Source organism: Pseudomonas tructae (genome assembly GCF_004214895.1).
GTDB classification, from domain to species: domain Bacteria; phylum Pseudomonadota; class Gammaproteobacteria; order Pseudomonadales; family Pseudomonadaceae; genus Aquipseudomonas; species Aquipseudomonas tructae.
The window spans coordinates 4,672,047-4,688,594 of record NZ_CP035952.1 but is presented as its reverse complement, the minus strand read 5'-3'; the positions used below and the strand labels follow the sequence as shown (position 1 = coordinate 4,688,594).

The window sequence follows — 16,548 nt, the reverse complement described above, 5'->3', positions numbered from 1 at the left end:
TTACTTGAGATTGCCGCTGAGGAACTGACGCAGGCGTTCGCTTTTCGGATTGCCCAGCACCTCGTCCGGCGGTCCTTGCTCCTCCACCAGGCCCTGGTGGAGGAACATCACTTGGCTTGCGACTTTGCGTGCGAAGGCCATTTCGTGAGTGACCATGATCATGGTCCGGCCTTCTTCGGCAAGGCCCTGAATCACCCGTAGCACTTCGCCGACCAACTCCGGATCGAGGGCCGAGGTCGGCTCATCGAACAGCATGACTTCCGGCTCCATGGCCAGGGCCCGGGCGATCGCCACCCGTTGCTGTTGACCGCCGGACAGGAACGCCGGGTACTGATCCGCCACCCGCGGCGCCAGGCCGACCTTGTCCAGGTAACGGCGGGCGCGCTCTTCAGCCTCATGCTTGCTGACCCCCAGCACCCGGCGCGGCGCCATGGCGATGTTTTCCAGCACGCTCAGGTGGCTCCACAGGTTGAAGTGCTGGAACACCATGGCCAGGCGTGTGCGCAGGCGCTGCAGTTCGTTCGGGTCGGTGACATGCAGGCCATGATGGTCCTGGGTCATGTGCACCGGTTTGCCGTCGAGGGTCATGCTGCCTTCGTTGGGTTGTTCGAGAAAGTTGATGCAGCGCAGGAAGGTGCTCTTGCCCGAGCCGCTGGCACCGATCAGGCAGATTACGTCGCCGGTCCTGGCCTTGAGTGAAACACCCTTGAGCACATGGTGATCGCCGTAGCGTTTGTGCAGGTCTTCGATGGTCAGTTTGTACATGCGCAGGCTCTAAAGGTGAAGGTTCAAGGCGACAGCAGGTAGCCGCTGCGGTAGGCCTGATTGCCTGCCACATGGGCGATGACCATGCCAGCGGTGGCCATGCGCCGTAGTGAGCGGGCATAGAGCAGGCCGGCCTGGGTGTTGCGTACCGGGGTGACGCGATCGCTCAGTGGGTCGATGACTTCGGCGATCAATTCACCGGCCTGCAGGTACTGGCCAGGTTTGACATGGAACACCAGCAGGCCGCCCATCGGGGTGGCCACCGGTTCCACGCCGGCCAGCGGTGTTGCCGGGTAGGGCAAGGCGGGCAGCGCGGCCGGCTCGCCTTCGATGGCGCCGTAGCGGGTCAGGTAGTCAAGGATCGCCGTACAGTCCTGTTCGGCCAATGGGTGGCTGACGTCGCCCTGGCCGCGCAACTCGACGGTCACCGAAAAACTGCCCTGGGGGATCGGGAACTGCTTGCCGAAACGTTGTTGCAGTTGCCACCAGACCAGGGTGAAGCACTCGTCGAACGATTGCCCGCCCGAATCGGTGGCCAGCAGGCTGGCCTGGGCACCGAGGTAGCGCGACAGCGGCTCGACCTGTGGCCAGGCCTCCGGTGTTGTGTACAGGTGCGCCACGGCTTCGAAGTCGCAGTGCAGGTCGAGCACCATCTCGGCGTCACAGGCCAGCCGTTGCAGGGTCAGGCGCTGGGATTGCAGCGGGGTGTGGGCAGTATGGGCATCCAGGGCGCGGCGCAGGCTTTCGCGGATCAAGGCAATGTTGTGCTGCGCATCCTGGCTCAGGTGCTCGGCAATCTGATCGCCAATCTGGTCGCTGAGGTCGACGAAATGGCGGTTGAAGTTCTCGCCGCTCTGCAGCTCGTAACGGCCCAATGGCACATCCATCAGCACCTGTTCCAGGCCTACCGGGTTGGCGATCGGTACCAGCACGATCTCGCGGCGCAGCAGGCCCTGGGCTTCAAACTCGGCCAGGCGCTGCTTGAGGTGCCAGGCCACCAGCATGCCGGGCAGTTCATCGGCGTGCAGCGAGGCCTGGATATACAGCTTGCCGGCGCCCCGGGGGCCGAAGTGGAAGCTGTGGATCTGGCGGGCGATGCCTGGAACCGGGGCCAGAATGTCGTGAGTCGAGTGATGCATATCAGTCCTAGTGGGTCGGTCCTAGAAAAGCCAGCCAGCGACGTTCGGCGATGCGGAACAGCCCTACCAGGGCGAAGGTCACGCACAGGTAGATCAGTGCGGCGATGCCGAACGACTGAAAGGTCAGAAATGTGGCCGAGTTGGCGTCGCGGGCGACCTTGAGGATGTCCGGCACGGTGGCAGTGAAGGCCACCGTGGTGGAGTGCAGCATCAGGATCACTTCGTTGCTGTAGTACGGCAGCGAGCGGCGCAGCGCCGACGGCATGATGATATAAGCATAAAGTTTCCAGCCGCGCAGGCCATAGGCCTTGGCGGCCTCGACTTCCCCATGGTTCATGCTGCGGATCGCCCCGGCGAAGATCTCTGTGGTATAGGCGCAGGTGTTGAGGGCAAAGGCGAGGATGGTGCAATTCATCGCATCGCGGAAAAAGCTGTCGAGCAGCGGCTGGGCACGCACTGCTTCCAGGCTGTAGATCCCGGTGTAGCAAATCAGCAGCTGGATATACAGCGGCGTGCCGCGGAACAGGTAGGTGTAGAACTGCACGGGCCAGCGAACCCAGAAGCGCGGCGACACCCGGGCAATCGACAGCGGGATCGAGACCACGAAGCCGATCGCCAGGGCTGCAGTGAGTAGCCACAGAGTCATGGCCAGGCCGGTGATGTGGGTGCCGTCGGTGTAGAGGAAGGCGCGCCAGTATTCCTGCAAGAGTTCGATCATCGGACGGCCTCCCGGGTGCCGACGTTATAGCGCCGTTCCAGCCAGCGCAGGGCGATGTTCGAGGCGCTGGTGATCAACAGGTAGATGAAGGCCGCGACCACCAGGAAGTAGAACAGCTGGTAGCTGCTCTTGCCGGCGTCCTGGGCGGCCTTGACCAGGTCGGCCAGGCCGATGATCGACACCAGGGCCGTGGCCTTGAGCATGACCATCCAATTGTTGCCGATGCCCGGCAGGGCGAAGCGCATCATTTGCGGGAAAACCACGAAGCGAAAGCGTTGCAAGCGTTTGAGGCCGTAGGCGGTGGCCGCTTCGACCTGGCCGCGGGGCACCGCGAGGATGGCACCGCGGAAGGTCTCGGTGAAGTACGCACCGTAGATGAAGCCCAGGGTGATGACCCCGGCGGCGAACGGATCGATCTCGATGTATTCCCACTCCATGGCGTCGGTCAGGGTGGTCAGCCAGGTTTGCAGGCTGTAGAAAATCAGCAGCATCAGCACCAGGTCAGGTACCCCGCGGATCAGCGTGGTGTAGGCCTGGGCGATCAGTCGCAGCGGGCGCAATGGCGAGAGCTTGGCGCTGGCGCCGAGCAGGCCCAGGCCGACGCTGACCAGCAGCGACATGAAGGAAAGTTTGATGGTCATCCAGGTGCCCTGCAGCAGCAAGGGGCCGAAGCCCTTCAAACTGAGTGCCGAGAGCCCCAAAAACTGCAGCAGGTCTTCGAACATGAACCGAACCTATGCCAGGTGGTAAGCGGTGAGTGTGGGAACGGGCTTGCCCCGCGATTGCGATTGGTCAGTCACATCGCATCGCGGGGCAAGCCCGCTCCTACTTGTTATTTGCCGCTGTAGAGGTTCAGGTCACCGAAGTGCTTTTTCTGGATCGTGGCGTAGGTGCCATCGTCGTGTAACGCTTTGATACCTTTGTTCAGGAGAGCCTGGAGCTCAGTGTTACCTTTTTTGATACCGACCGCAGTCTTGGACGGCAGCAGTTCGTCGTCGACCGGTTGGCTGACTTCATAGTCGGCGCCTTTTGGGGACTTGAGAAAGCCCAGTTCTGCCTGGAGCATGTCCTGGATCGAGGCATCCAGGCGCCCGGACGTCAGGTCGGCATAGACCTGGTCCTGGTTGGCGTAGGCCTGGGTCTTGACCCCGGCCTTGTCCAGCACGGCCTTGGCGTAGGCTTCCTGGATGGTGCCTTGCTCATAGCCAACGGTCTTGCCCTTGAGCGAGGCTGTGTCTGCGCTCAGGCCGGAACCTTTCTTGAACACCAGGGCAGTAGGGCCGGAGAACAGCTCACTGGAAAAGTCGATGACTTTTTCCCGCGCCGGGGTCACGGTCATGGACGAGATGACGCCATCGAACTTGTTGGCCTTGAGCCCCGGAATCATGCCGTCGAAGTCGCTTTCAACCCACTTGCACTTGACCTTGAGCTCGGCGCAGATGGCATTGCCCAGGTCGATATCGAAGCCGACCAGGTTACCGTCGGCGGCTTTCGATTCGAATGGAGCGTAGGACGGATCGACGCCGAAGCGCAGCTCCTTGTATTCCTTGGCCAGGGTGTTCCCCGCAGCCAGACACAACGCGAGTGCGGAAAGCGTCAGCCATGCTTTTTTCATTGTGTGTCCTTGGATTAGCAAAGTGTTGGGGTGGCACAAAGCCGTTACCGGTCGATGCCAGACAACACAGTGATAGCAAGTTTCACACCATATTCCAGGCCAGCCCCACATTCTGTGGGAGCTGGCCTTGCCAGCGATGGGCCGCAGCGCGGCCCTGAAATACCTTAGTACCGCGCATCCACCGGCTTGCCACCCTTGGGCCAGTCCTTGACCTTGTCCGGGAAGTCCGGCCGTGGCTGCTGCGAGAACCAGGCCGCGACATCCACCGCCTCCTGGTCGCTCAAGCCACCCTGGCCGAGGGGGAACTTCTCGTGAAAGCCAATCGGCATGTTGCGTTTGACGAAGGCGGCGGCGGTATAGGTGCGGGCCATGCCAGCGCCGATGTTGAACGACTGATCGCCCCACAGCGGCGGGTACACCAGGCTGCCGTCTTCACGGGCCAGGCCTTCACCGTTGCTGCCATGGCATACCGCGCATTGCTCGGCGTACACCTGTTTGCCGTTGTCCAGGTCCGGTTTGATCGCCGTATCGATCTTGCCAACACCGCGTCCGGCCACCTTGTCACCCGGTTGAGTGTTCATCTTCATCCAGTCGAAATAGGCCACCATCGCCTGCATGTCCGCCGATTGTGGCGGTATCGGCTTGCCATTCATCGAGCGGCGGAAGCAACCGTTGATGCGCTCTTCAAGAGTGACTTCCTTGCCCGCCCGGGGGGCGTAGCTGGGGAAGAACGCCGAGACACCGACAAATGGCGAGCCGTCGGCGACGGTGCCGGCGTTGAGGTGGCAACTGGTGCAGTTCAACGCGTTACCGACGTTATCGGGCAGCAATTCTCGGGTTTGCAGATGCAGGCGCATGCCACGGATCACCTGGTCGGCGTTGGCCGCCGCAAGCAGGTTGGCCAGGCGCGGGGTTTCGAACGCCGTCGAGTCGGTGGTTTGCGGGTTGAGCTGGTCACGCAGGGTCTTCACCTGCTTGGCGGTGATGGGCGAGCTGTTGTTGCCCCAGCGGCTGCGTACGAAGCTAAGGATTTCAGCGATTTCCTCATCGGCCAGGCGGGCGAACCCCGGCATGGTATAGACCCGTGAGTGGGTGGCGGTTTGCGCGGTTTCCCAGCCCGTGAGGGTGATGTGCAGCAAGGAGGTCGGGTTGGCCGAGGCGATGCTCGGGTTGCCGGCCAATGGCGGGAACAGGCCCTTGACCCCGTGGCCGTCGGGGCGGTGGCAATCGCTGCAGAACTGGGTGTAGCCCAGGCCGCCACGGCTGCTGAACAGGTCGTCCGGTGCGCTGGCTGCGGCCAGCGGAATATCCGGCATCGGCAGATCGTCCTTGCCCGGCGGCAGGGACTTCAGGTAGCTGGCGATGGCGACCAGGTCGACGTCACTGAAGTGCTGGGTACTGTGATGGATCACGTCGGCCATGTTGCCCGACACCGTGGCAAAGCGGTTCTGCCCGGTCTTGAGCAATTGTACGGTGTCTTCCACGGTCCACAGGTTGCGCAGGCTCAGGGCGCGCCAGTGTTCCACGGTTTCGCCGGCGAGGAAGTGCTTGCCGCTGCTACCGGCGTCGCTCATGGCCTTTTCCTGGAAGGCGATGCCGCGCGGGGTATGGCAGGCACCACAATGGCCCAGGCCCTGCACCAGGTAGGCACCACGGTTGAGCACTTCGTCCTTGGCAGGGTCGGGCGCGAAGGGTTCGGTGTCGACGAAGGCGAAGTTCCACAGCGACAGGCCCCAACGCATGTTGAACGGCCAGCTCATGTCGGCTTCCTGGTTGGACTGGCTGATCGGCGTCACGCCCTGCATCAGGTAGGCGTACAGGGCGCGCATGTCCGCTTCGCTCATTTTCGCGTAGGACGGGTAGGGCATTGCCGGGTAGAGGTTGGTCCCGTCGGGGGTAACCCCTTCGCGCATGGCCTTGTCGAACTGCTCGAAGCTGTAGCGGCCGATACCGGTGTCCGGGTCGGGGGTGATGTTGCTGGAGTAGATGGTGCCCATCGGCGTTTTCAGTTGCAGGCCGCCGGCCATTTCCGGGGCTTGCGGGGCGGTGTGGCAGGCGATGCAGTCACCCAGCTGGGCGATGTACTTGCCTCGGGCAAGCAGTTCGCTGTCGGCCGCCGCTGCCGGGGGCGGCTCGCTGGCGAGTACGGAGAACGAGAACACGGTCGTGGCCACCAGGGCCAGACGGGAGAAGGCGGATGCCATTGCATTATTCCTTTATTCACCTGGCCTGGGGTGGTCCCCTGGGCACAGGGCTGCAATCGTTTTTATGGTTCATCAGGCAGAGGCAGGTGACGAAACCTGGCTCAGTTTCGTTGTAAGGGATTTAAACGCGGGGGCTGTTGATATGGATCAGCGCAGCCGGCATTGCACCGGCTGCGCGTGCTATCGAGGGGTTACTTGCCGGGCACCAGGGTCAGGCGCTTGTTGCCGTAGGCGCGGTCGAAGTTCTGCGGTTGCAGCGGCAGGCTCATGTAACGGCCTTTGAACCAGGCATCCAGGCCATCGGCAAAGTGCGGGCTGGCCGGGTTGCCGGATTGGCCGCTGCTGCTTTGCAGTTGCAGCGGCTCGACCTGGCCGAAGTCCACCACCAGGCGCAGGGACGGTGCCAGCTGTGCGTTGAAGTCCTTGCCCCAGGCGTAGGGCGCAAGGTTCAGCGTGCTGTGGTCACCGCCACTGGCCAACGGGCTGCGGCTGAGCGCATCGCCCAGGCCGTGGAAGGTCGGCACCGGCCAGCGGTACTGATGCAACTTGCCCCACTGCCAGGCGCGCCGGTCATTGCCCAACTGCGCTTCGCCAGCGTTGACGGCCGCTGCCAGGCTACGAGCGAGGATGGTCGGCTTGTCTTCTTTTTGCGCGGTTTTCTGGTCGTCCCAGAACGGGCTGTCTTCGCGGCCGAGCAAATGGTCGGCCTGGGCCGAGTAGGACAGCCGGGCATTGCCGACGAACATCTGCCAGCTCGGGCTGGACTCGGGGCCCAGTTCGTCAAGGAAGGTCAGTTTGGCACTTTCCTGCAGGAACAACTCATACAGGGCGGCATCTGCCGAGGTGGTGCTCAGCCGACCGTCAAAGGCCATCAGCCGGGTGTAGGCCTCACGGGCCTTGTTGCGCTGCTCGGCAGGCAGGGCGTCGATCGCCTGCTTGAGCGGCTGGGCCATGCCGGGGGCTTCGAACATCTTTTTCAGCTTGTCGGCAAACAGCGTGGTCTGGTCGCTTTGCATCAGCATCAGGCTGCGGCTGTCGTGCTTGCCATTGCCGGCCAGCTGCGCCAGGCGCTCGGCGCGCTCGGGGTAGTACCAGCTGTTGGACAACTGCATGCCATAGCCTTTGGGCACACTGCGCTGGTTGGCATTGCCGATCCAGCCCTGGGGCGGGTCCTGGTCGTAGGGATGGAGCATCGGGTCGGCGTAACCGTCCCAATCGTAACGCCCGTCCCAGCCCGGCGAGGGTAGCAGGCCCTGGCCTTCTCGGCGGTTGGGGAAGCGTCCGCTGACCTGCCAGCCGATGTTGCTGGCGTCGGCAAACACGAAGTTCAGCGCCGCGGCGCCAATTTCACGGATGTTGTCAAAGGCGCGCTCGACATTCTGTGCCCGCGACAGGTTGAAGAACGCATCCAGGCTTTGATCGCCCTTGAGCTCGGGCATGCGCAGGGCCAAGCCCAGGCTTGCGTTCTGTGGCTGGCCGAGCAGGGCGCCGTGGCGGGTGTCGTACAGGGTTTCACGCAGCGGGCGCTGGCCCTTGATGAAGAAGGTTTCGTTGCGGGCCTGGGCCGGCAACCATTTGCCGTCGGCCTGGTACATCAGGCGGCTGCCTTCCTTGCGCAGTTTTTCCAGGAACAGGTCCTGGTTGTCGGCCATCACCGCACTGGCGCTCCAGGCCAGCTTGCCGTTGTAGCCCGAAAGTACCAGCGGCAGGCCGGCAATCGACACGCCTGCGGCCTGATACTTGGGCGAGCGGATCTGCACCGGGCTCATCGCCCAGGCGCCGAGGGTATCGCTGGCCATCAGGCTCTTGCCACTGCGGCTGCGCTGTGGGGCAATCGCCCAGTTGCTCGAGCCGGCAGTGCCGAGCAGGTTGAGCGCGGCCAGTTGCTCGCTGACGGCGGTCAGAGGCGCCAGGCCCGCGAGCTGGGTGTTCAGGTTCAGGCCTTTGAGTTTGTCGGTTTCGCCCAGGGCCAGCGGCTCGTCGGGGTAGCTGGGCAACAGCCAGGCCAGTTTGTCGGTACCGACTTTTTGCGCCAGGCCCAGGGCGGCGAGCTCCTCTTGCAGGTTGACCGACTGACTGAAGTTGTACAGGCAGAAGATCAGCGCCGAGTCTTCGGGCTTCCAGTACTCCGGGCGGTAACCGGTCTGTGCCAGTGGCGCTGGCAGCTTGTCGCGGTAGCGGAACAGGTAGGCGTTGACGCCGCGGGCGTACACCTCGAAGAAGCGCTTGAGACGGGGCGAGGCATCGGCGTACAACTGGTTGGCGCTGGCCTTGAGGTTGGCCGCACGCATCAGGCGGTCGACTTCCAGCACGTCGGCACCGGCCATTTCCGCCAGGCGGCCCTGAGCCAGCAAGCGCATGCCGACCATCTGCCCGATACGGTCACCGGCGTGGACATAACCCAGGGCGAACAGCGCGTCGTGGAAGTTGCTCGATTCGATCAGCGGCATGCCCATGGCGTTGCGGCGCACCGAAACATTCTGCGCCAGGCCCTTGAGCGGCTGCACACCTGTGCTCGGTAGTACGCTGTCACGCTGGCCGGCCATCTGGCAGCCACCCAGGCTGAGCAGCCCAAGCATCGCAACGGCTACGCCGAACCGGGGGGTAAAAGGGGGAAGGGCTGGCGCGGCCATGATCGGGCTCCTGCGGGGCGTGGCGGTAAAAGGCGCTACGTTAGTGAGCGCGAACACGCCATGCAAGCACAGTGCAGCCTTTATTTTCAGTCGCTGACGAGGTGTCGAGCCAGAAAGGGGACTAGCGGTCGCACCTGTACAGGGTACAAGCGGCGACCACTGTCAGAAGGCGGCTATCAGGCGCCGTGGCACTTCTTGAACTTCTTGCTGCTGCCGCATGGGCACGGATCGTTGCGGCCAACGTCCTTCAGGGCGTTGCGCACCGGCTCCTGGTGGCCGTGGTTGCAGTTCGGGCCGTGTACATGGCCATGGTCATGGTCGTGATGGTCATGATCGTGGTTGCAGTCTGGGCCATGGACATGGGGTTGCTGGGTCATCTTGGGTTACTCCGGAATAAGATCGCCGGGAATTATCTCACCACTGCGCGACAAGTGCAGGTCGCGGGCGAAGAATAATCCGCTGACCAGTTCACCTTCCAGGCGATAGCGCAATGGACCCTGGTTGCCTTTGAGCAGCTTTGCCAGGGGTTTGACCTGCTGCCAGAGGTTGGTGCGCACGGGGATCTTGAAGGTGCGCCGGGCGTGCGGGCCGACACTGCGCCACAGGCTGGCTTCGCCTTCGGTCAGCGGCAGGTCGTTGATCAGCACCTTGTAACCCAGGTAGCGGATGAACAGGCGGCTGTCGTTAGGGTTGTCGACCTGCACATGGAGCACGAACTCCTGCTGCAACAGGCGCATCTTCAAGGGTTCGACCTTGAGCAGATGTACCTGCGGGTCCTGATAGTCATCACCCAGCCAACTGGCGCAGCCCACCAGTTGCAGGAGCAGAGCGCCGACCAGCAACAGGCGGGCCATCAGGTTCAGCTTCCCAGGTAACTGGCGCAGCACTTCTTGAATTTCTGCCCGCTGTTACACGGGCAGGGATCGTTGCGCGTGGCCTTGAGGCCGACGGTGGGGTCAATGAAGTACCACTTGCCCAGGTTTTGCACGAAGGCCGAGCGTTCACGATGGCTATGTTCGCCGTCGTTATCGTGCCAGCGGGCGGTGAAGGTGACGAAGGCATGCTCGGGCTTGCCGCCGAACACTTCGGCGCTTTCCACTTCAAGGCCCAGCCAGGTGCTTTGCTGGCTCCAGGCCTTGATTGCCTCGCGATCAAGGCCGGCTTGCTGGGCCGGCAGGGTGGTGGCCACCAGATAGTCGACCAGGCCCAGCACATAGGCGCTGTAGCGCGAGCGCATCAGGGTCCGGGCGTCGGGGGCTGGCAGCCCTGCGTGATAATGCCCGCAACAGGTATCAAGCAGATCGCCACTGCCGCAGGGACACACCGAGACACTCATCGCTTCACCACCAGTACTTGCCAAAATTTTCCGGGTTGGCCCAGAACCTGGCGTTGAGCCAGTCCGGGACCTGCTTGTATTCACGTAGATCATAGGTGAACAGGTTCAGAACCTGTGAGTCACGCTGAAATTTCTCGCTGGCCTGCAGGGCCAGGGCAAAAAAGTCGGTTTCCTGCCAACCGCAGGCGCTCAGGTCGGCCAGCACCGCTATGCGGCTGGCATTGAGGTTGCGGATGCCGCCGAGCAGTTGCAGGCCATCGCGCTTGCTCAGGTGCTCGAGGCAATCGACCAGCAGCGCCAGGTCGAAGCGCTGGGTTGCCAGCTCCTCAGGCAGCGGGCCCGGTCTGGCCACGGCGATGTGCACCTGCGGATGCGCCTGGGCGAACGCTTCTAGCGCTGGGAATCGCTCGCCTATCAACAGCAGGCGTTGCGGCGCCTGGCGCTCGAGCAGGGCGGCAAGGGCTTGCTGCGGAGTACGCTGGGAAAAACCGTCAATCATCGGGAATCCTCGGTCAGATGCCGCAAGACTAACGGTCTGGTGCCACTTGGCATAGTGCTGCGCGGTCGCATCATGGCCTATTGCTGGCGGATATCAATGAGCGGGTCTTTACTCCCAGAGCATCGGTATTGCACCGATTCCCCCTAGGAGATGCAACAAAATGAGCATAGTACGCACAGCATTACCTCTGGTTCTGCTAACCAGCGTGTTGACTGGTTGTGCAGGTTTGCAAAAAACCGACTGGCCGAAGTGTGCTGCCGTCGGGGGTGTAGGCGGCGCAGCCCTGGGCGCTATCGAGAGTTCCAGCTGGGCTGGCTGGGGTGCGCTGATTGGCGCAGGCATGGCCGCGGGCTACTGCTGGGCCCACGGCGATGGCGACGAAGATGGCGATGGCGTTCCAGACAGCCGTGACAAGTGCCCGGGCACGCCACGCGGCGTGCAGGTCGATGCCAACGGTTGCCCACCGGAGCCGGTGGCAGTCGTGGAAGAAGTGGCCGTCGTCAAGGAGGAGGTTATCGTCATTCGCGATGTTCACTTCCAGTTTGACTCGGCCAAGCTGACCGCCAAGGACAAGGAGCGCCTCAACACCATCGCCACTCGCCTGAAAAACGAAGCGCCGAGTGCCCGTTTGAGTGTTACCGGCCACACCGACAGCAAAGGATCGGACGCCTATAACCAGAAGCTCTCGCAGGACCGCGCCCGGTCGGTGACGGATTATCTGATCGAGAGCGGTGTGCCGCGCAGCAGTTTCGTCTCGGTGCAGGGCGCGGGTGAAACCCAGCCGGTTGCCGACAACGCGACTGCAGATGGACGGGCGCAGAACCGTCGCACGGAAATTCGTATTGAGCGCTGAAGCGCCAGTGGCCTGCGGCTTGAGAAGTGCCGCAGGCCGGTCTTTACTCCTGTGTGACCGGTAGAGGCCGGTGACACAGGAGCAATTCTCATGAGTGTTCTTTCCAAGGCCACACTGCCGGTCCTGCTGGCTGCAAGCCTGCTTTCCGGTTGCGCGACCCACAGCGATGGCAGTGCCCCACTCAATCAAAGGACCTGGCCTGTCTGCAGCCTGCTTGGCGGGCTGGTCGGTGGCGGCCTGGGCGCCATCGAAAGCTCGGCCTGGGCTGCTGGTGCAGGTGCTGCTGGCGCGATTGCCGGTGGGCTGATCTGCTATGCCCAGGACGGTGACGAGGATGAAGACGGCGTGTTCGACCGTCGCGATCGTTGCCCCGATACCCCGGCCAATACCCCGGTCAGTCACACCGGTTGCCCGTTGCCGCAGTATCCGGTGACGCAGACGGCCCCAGAGCCTGCGCCAACTTCGGAGGTGATTACTCTCGACGACCAGGGGGCGGTGATGTTCGCCTTTGATTCGGCGCAGTTGACCGAAATGGCCCGTCAGAAGTTGCAGACACTGACCGGCAAGCTCACTGGTGCCAATGTAGTCAGCATCAAGGTCATCGGCCATACCGACAGCCAGGGTTCTGATACTTACAATCAGGCACTCTCCGAGCGGCGCGCCAGTAGCGTTGCCGAGTACCTGATCAGCCAAGGGATATCACCGTCGAAGGTGACCAGCCAGGGCCGTGGCGAGAGCGAGCCGATCGCCGATAACGCGACTGATGCAGGGCGCGCGCAGAATCGCAGGGTGGAATTGCACCTTAATTGATCAAGCCTCTGGCACAAGGCGCGTATCAGCCGTTACTGTTGCAGGCGATGTCAGCATGGCTGGCATCGCCACCGAAAAATAACAACGGGGGCATCCATGAAAGGCTTACTGGGGTTGGGCAAGGCCTTGACCGTAGTGTTCTGGTGGGTGGTGCTGGTTAACCTGCTTATCCCGCAGGAACATCCCTTCCATCTGCTGATCAATGCCGCCGGTGCTGCCTTGCTGGGCCTGCATGTGCTGGAGATACTGATATTCAATGGTTGCCTGCGCTCGCGCAGCCACCGTTGGTTCGATCGCTTGCAGATCCTGTTGGTGGGTATTTTTCACGTCCTTTCGATTCCAGCCCCCCGCAAGGAAGCTGCCCATGCGTAAATTGATCCTCCTGGCTGCGCTGTTCAGCCCTCTGGCACTGGCTGACGCAATCAGCGTTGCCGCCCATTCGGTGTTGCGCCTGCCAAACACCTCCAGCGTCGTGCATTTGCAACGCCTGGACGTGGCTGATTCGGCCACGTTGTTGTTGCCTGCGAGCCTGGTCGACTTCAAGGTCGATGAACTGCACCTGGGCCATGAAGCGCGGATTGCCATTGTCCCGGCGCAGGCCGCCCTGCAGATCGAGATCAAACGGGCGAGCCTGGGCGAGGGCAGCCAGCTTGTCGCCCATGGCGCGCCGGGTACTTACGAAAAGGCGGCAAAGGCTGGACGCAACCTGGAGTTGCAGGTGCATGAGCTGCAGGCTTCGACCCTGGCCATTGATGCCCGTGGCGGCGCCGGTGCTCCGGGATACGTCGGGCTTGATGGCGCCAACGGCAAGCCGGGTGGCTGCACCTGGGGCCAGGCCAGCCGTGGCGCCAATGGCGACAATGGCGGCAATGGTCATGATGGTGCCCCGGGTGGCCGGGTGCGGCTGGCGCTGCCTGCGAGTTTCCCGGCCGAGCGCATCGTGGTTCAGCTCGATGGCGGCGCGCCGGGCGTGGCAGGTGCTGCCGGTAAGCCAGGTGCCGGTGGTGCGAGCAAGGGTTGCCTGGTCTACAGCACCGCTGGCGGCGCTGCGGGCAAGCCCGGCATGGCGGGGCAACCGGGCTCGGCGGGGGCGGCTGGGGAGTTGATCCTGCAGCGCCTGTAAATGTGGGAGCGGGCTTGCCCCGCGAAGCAGACACCGCGATGGTTGGCACGGGCTTCGCCCGTGTTCGCGGGCAAGCCCGCTCCCACACGAATCTCGCCAGCTTTTAAAAAGCTGTGTAAAACAGTTCTCTCACCGAATAATTACCAAAGCACCCCACCCGACAGCACCACCGCAATCCCCAGCACCAGGTTGAACCCGACCATGCGCCGAATCCTGGCCATGGCCGCCGCTCCCGCAGGCCAGTCTTGGGCCTGTACCGCCTTGCTCAGTTCAGGGTACAGCAACGACTGAATGCGAAAGAACACGGCGAACATCGCAATAGCACCACCGATCATCACCTGGACATGCCGCGGAGTCGTTTCGAAGCTTGCGTATCGGGAGTTGATCATGATCACGCCGCTGATCGCCAGCAGCGCAATTGCTATCCATACCCATACGAAAAAACGCTGAAACACTTCTACCCACAAGCGCAGGCGAGCAGGGCCATCCAGGGCTGCAATCGCCGCTGGACGCAGGATCAGCCAGGCGAAGAACATCCCCCCGACCCACACCAGGGCGGCCAGAACATGCAGGCTATAGGTCAGGGCAAACACGGGCATGGGGATCTCCATTCGGCGTAAAGGGCAATAGCGGGGTATGATAGCGACCCAATCGAAACACTGAAAATTTATCCAGCCCTTCGGGCGCCCCGACACCATGATCAGCAACGAACTCAAAACCACGATTCAGGGCGCCTATTCGCGTTTTCTCGAAGCCAAGAGCCTCAAGCCGCGCTACGGCCAGCGCCTGATGATCGCCGAAGTGGCCAAGGTGCTCGGCGATATCGACTGTGACGATGAAGGCCGGCGTGTTGGCGAGCCGGCGGTGGTCGCGGTCGAGGCCGGTACCGGTACCGGCAAGACGGTGGCTTACAGCCTGGCTTCGATTCCGGCGGCCAAGGCGGCCGGCAAGCGCCTGGTGATCGCCACCGCCACGGTTGCCCTGCAAGAGCAGATCGTCTTCAAGGACCTGCCCGACCTGATGCGCAACAGTGGCCTGAATTTCAGCTTCGCCCTGGCCAAGGGCCGGGGCCGCTACCTGTGCCTGTCGAAACTCGACGTGCTGCTGCAAGAAGGCCAGGCGCAATCGGCCACCGCGCAGTTGTTTGAAGAGGAAGGCTTCAGGATCGAGGTCGACGAGGCCAGCCAGAAGCTGTTCACCAGCATGATCGAGAAGCTCGCCGGCAACCGCTGGGATGGCGATCGCGACAGCTGGCCCCAGGCCCTGGAAGACCAGGACTGGGCGCGCCTGACCACTGACCATAGCCAGTGCACCGGGCGCCATTGTCCGAACTTCGGCCAATGCACTTTCTACAAGGCCCGCGAAGGCATGGGCAAGGTCGATGTGATCGTCACCAACCATGACATGGTCCTGGCTGACCTGGCCCTGGGCGGCGGCGCGGTGCTGCCCGACCCGCGTGACACCATCTATGTGTTCGACGAAGGTCATCACCTGCCGGACAAGGCGATCGGCCACTTCGCCCATTACACCCGCCTGCGCTCCACCGCCGACTGGCTTGAGCAAACGGCCAAGAACCTGACCAAATTGCTTGCCCAGCACCCGCTACCGGGCGACCTGGGCAAACTGATCGAGCAGGTGCCGGAGCTGGCCCGCGAGATCAAGGCCCAGCAGCAGTTCATGTTCAGCGCGTGCGAGCAGGTTGCCGATTTCCGCCCGGGCGAAGACACGGAGGGCCGCGAGCGGCCGCGCCATCGCTTCGAAGGCGGTGTGGTGCCCGAGCACATGCGCGAGATGGGTATCGAGCTGAAGAAGGGCTTTTCGCGGCTCAACGACCTGTTCACCCGGTTGACCGAGCTGCTCAAGGAAGGCATGGACGCCGAGGTCAGCATCGGTATTCCCAGCCACCAGGCCGAAGAGTGGTACCCGTTGTTCGGCAGTCTGCTGATGCGCGCCCAGGGCAACTGGGAGCTGTGGACCGCCTTTACCGCCGAAGACCCCGAAGACAGCCCGCCCATGGCCCGCTGGCTGACCCTGGCCGAGAGCGGTGCGCTGTTCGATATCGAGGTCAATGCCAGCCCGATCCTTGCCGCCGAGATGCTCCGACGCAACTTGTGGAACGTCGCTCATGGCGCTCTGGTGACCTCGGCGACCCTCACTGCACTGGGCAAGTTCGACCGTTTCCGCATGCGTGCCGGGCTGCCCAAGACCGCCGTCACCAGTGTCGTGCCAAGCCCGTTCCATCATGTCGACGCCGGCGTGTTGCGCGTTCCGGACCTGCGTGCCGATCCGCGCGATGCCGCCGCCCACACGGCGGCGATTATCCGCGACCTGCCGGAACTGGTGGAAGGTTCGCGCGGCTCGCTGGTGCTGTTTTCCTCGCGCAAGCAGATGCAGGACGTGTTCGACGGCCTGGACCGCGATTGGCGCAAGCAGGTGTTTATCCAGGGCAACCTGTCCAAGCAGGAAACCCTCAACAAGCACAAGGCGCGGGTCGATGGCGGTGATTCCAGCGTATTGTTCGGCCTGGCCAGCTTTGCCGAAGGTGTCGACCTGCCAGGTGCCTATTGCGAGCACGTGGTGATTGCCAAGATCCCGTTCGCCGTGCCGGATGACCCGGTCGAGGCGGCCCTGGCCGAATGGATCGAGGCCAGGGGCGGCAATCCGTTCATGGAAATCGCCGTGCCGGACGCCTCGCTGCGGCTGATCCAGGCCTGCGGGCGCCTGCTGCGTACCGAAGAGGACCGCGGCACCATCACCCTGCTTGATCGCCGGGTGGTCACCCAGCGCTATGGCAAGGCTATTCTCAATGCGCTGCCGCCGTTTCGCCGGGAAATTTCCTGAAGCCCGGAGCGC

Annotated in this window: 17 protein-coding genes; 5 read left to right on the top strand and 12 right to left on the bottom strand. The window is 63.0% G+C overall.

Annotation, left to right across the window (positions count from 1 at the left end):
- From EXN22_RS21470 to EXN22_RS21420, 11 genes are all read right to left on the bottom strand, one after another.
- Positions 1-765 carry an ABC transporter ATP-binding protein gene (locus EXN22_RS21470; RefSeq protein WP_130265948.1) on the bottom strand — a complete coding sequence of 255 codons (765 nt, stop codon included), beginning with the start codon at positions 763-765 and terminating at the stop codon, positions 1-3.
- Positions 766-788: 23 nt separating this feature from the next.
- On the bottom strand, positions 789-1,904 hold the full coding sequence (locus EXN22_RS21465) for a succinylglutamate desuccinylase/aspartoacylase family protein (protein WP_130265947.1): 1,116 nt from the start codon (positions 1,902-1,904) through the stop codon (positions 789-791).
- A 7-nt stretch (positions 1,905-1,911) separates the two neighbouring features.
- Positions 1,912-2,622: an ABC transporter permease gene (locus EXN22_RS21460; RefSeq protein WP_038999132.1), complete on the bottom strand. Its 711-nt coding sequence runs from the start codon at positions 2,620-2,622 to the stop codon at positions 1,912-1,914.
- Entirely contained in the window at positions 2,619-3,347 is a 729-nt protein-coding gene (locus EXN22_RS21455; protein WP_130265946.1) for an ABC transporter permease, read from the bottom strand. Before EXN22_RS21455 ends, EXN22_RS21460 begins: the two co-directional genes overlap by 4 nt.
- Positions 3,348-3,454: 107 nt before the next feature.
- On the bottom strand, positions 3,455-4,237 hold the full coding sequence (locus EXN22_RS21450; protein ID WP_130265945.1) for a transporter substrate-binding domain-containing protein: 783 nt from the start codon (positions 4,235-4,237) through the stop codon (positions 3,455-3,457).
- 164 nt (positions 4,238-4,401) lie between these two features.
- Positions 4,402-6,441, bottom strand: coding sequence for a c-type cytochrome (locus EXN22_RS21445; protein ID WP_130265944.1), 2,040 nt, complete (start codon positions 6,439-6,441; stop codon positions 4,402-4,404).
- Between the two features lie 191 nt (positions 6,442-6,632).
- Positions 6,633-9,074: a penicillin acylase family protein gene (locus EXN22_RS21440; RefSeq protein WP_130265943.1), complete on the bottom strand. Its 2,442-nt coding sequence runs from the start codon at positions 9,072-9,074 to the stop codon at positions 6,633-6,635.
- A 176-nt stretch (positions 9,075-9,250) separates the two neighbouring features.
- The gene (locus EXN22_RS21435) at positions 9,251-9,451 is read right to left on the bottom strand and encodes an SEC-C metal-binding domain-containing protein (protein WP_130265942.1); all 201 of its coding nucleotides are present in this window, start codon (positions 9,449-9,451) and stop codon (positions 9,251-9,253) included.
- A gap of 6 nt (positions 9,452-9,457) precedes the next feature.
- Positions 9,458-9,928, bottom strand: a complete 471-nt coding sequence (locus EXN22_RS21430; RefSeq protein ID WP_130265941.1) for an LEA type 2 family protein — start codon at positions 9,926-9,928, stop codon at positions 9,458-9,460.
- Positions 9,929-9,933: 5 nt separating this feature from the next.
- Positions 9,934-10,410: a YchJ family protein gene (locus tag EXN22_RS21425; RefSeq protein ID WP_130265940.1), complete on the bottom strand. Its 477-nt coding sequence runs from the start codon at positions 10,408-10,410 to the stop codon at positions 9,934-9,936.
- Between the two features lie 4 nt (positions 10,411-10,414).
- Positions 10,415-10,909, bottom strand: a complete 495-nt coding sequence (locus tag EXN22_RS21420; protein ID WP_130265939.1) for a DUF6231 family protein — start codon at positions 10,907-10,909, stop codon at positions 10,415-10,417.
- A gap of 160 nt (positions 10,910-11,069) precedes the next feature.
- Here EXN22_RS21420 and EXN22_RS21415 point away from each other — a divergent pair, with 160 nt between their 5' ends.
- The 4 genes from EXN22_RS21415 to EXN22_RS21400 all read left to right on the top strand — a co-directional run bounded on the left by EXN22_RS21415 (position 11,070) and on the right by EXN22_RS21400 (position 13,695).
- Positions 11,070-11,762 carry an OmpA family protein gene (locus tag EXN22_RS21415; protein ID WP_130265938.1) on the top strand — a complete coding sequence of 231 codons (693 nt, stop codon included), beginning with the start codon at positions 11,070-11,072 and terminating at the stop codon, positions 11,760-11,762.
- 90 nt (positions 11,763-11,852) lie between these two features.
- Complete coding sequence (locus EXN22_RS21410) at positions 11,853-12,572, top strand: OmpA family protein (RefSeq protein ID WP_130265937.1); 720 nt, start codon at positions 11,853-11,855, stop codon at positions 12,570-12,572.
- A gap of 96 nt (positions 12,573-12,668) precedes the next feature.
- Positions 12,669-12,944 (top strand): DUF1145 domain-containing protein, encoded by a 276-nt coding sequence (locus EXN22_RS21405; protein ID WP_130265936.1) that lies wholly within the window; start codon positions 12,669-12,671, stop codon positions 12,942-12,944.
- Positions 12,937-13,695 (top strand): collagen-like protein, encoded by a 759-nt coding sequence (locus tag EXN22_RS21400; RefSeq protein ID WP_130265935.1) that lies wholly within the window; start codon positions 12,937-12,939, stop codon positions 13,693-13,695. The genes EXN22_RS21405 and EXN22_RS21400 overlap by 8 nt, the downstream gene beginning before the upstream one ends.
- A 140-nt stretch (positions 13,696-13,835) precedes the next feature.
- Here EXN22_RS21400 and EXN22_RS21395 read toward each other — a convergent pair whose 3' ends face one another.
- Positions 13,836-14,294, bottom strand: a complete 459-nt coding sequence (locus EXN22_RS21395; RefSeq protein WP_130265934.1) for a CopD family protein — start codon at positions 14,292-14,294, stop codon at positions 13,836-13,838.
- 97 nt (positions 14,295-14,391) lie between these two features.
- On the opposite strand from EXN22_RS21395, the gene dinG reads away from it, so the two are divergent.
- Positions 14,392-16,536 (top strand): ATP-dependent DNA helicase DinG, encoded by a 2,145-nt coding sequence (gene dinG / locus EXN22_RS21390; protein ID WP_130265933.1) that lies wholly within the window; start codon positions 14,392-14,394, stop codon positions 16,534-16,536.
- The last annotated feature ends 12 nt before the right edge of the window (positions 16,537-16,548 follow it).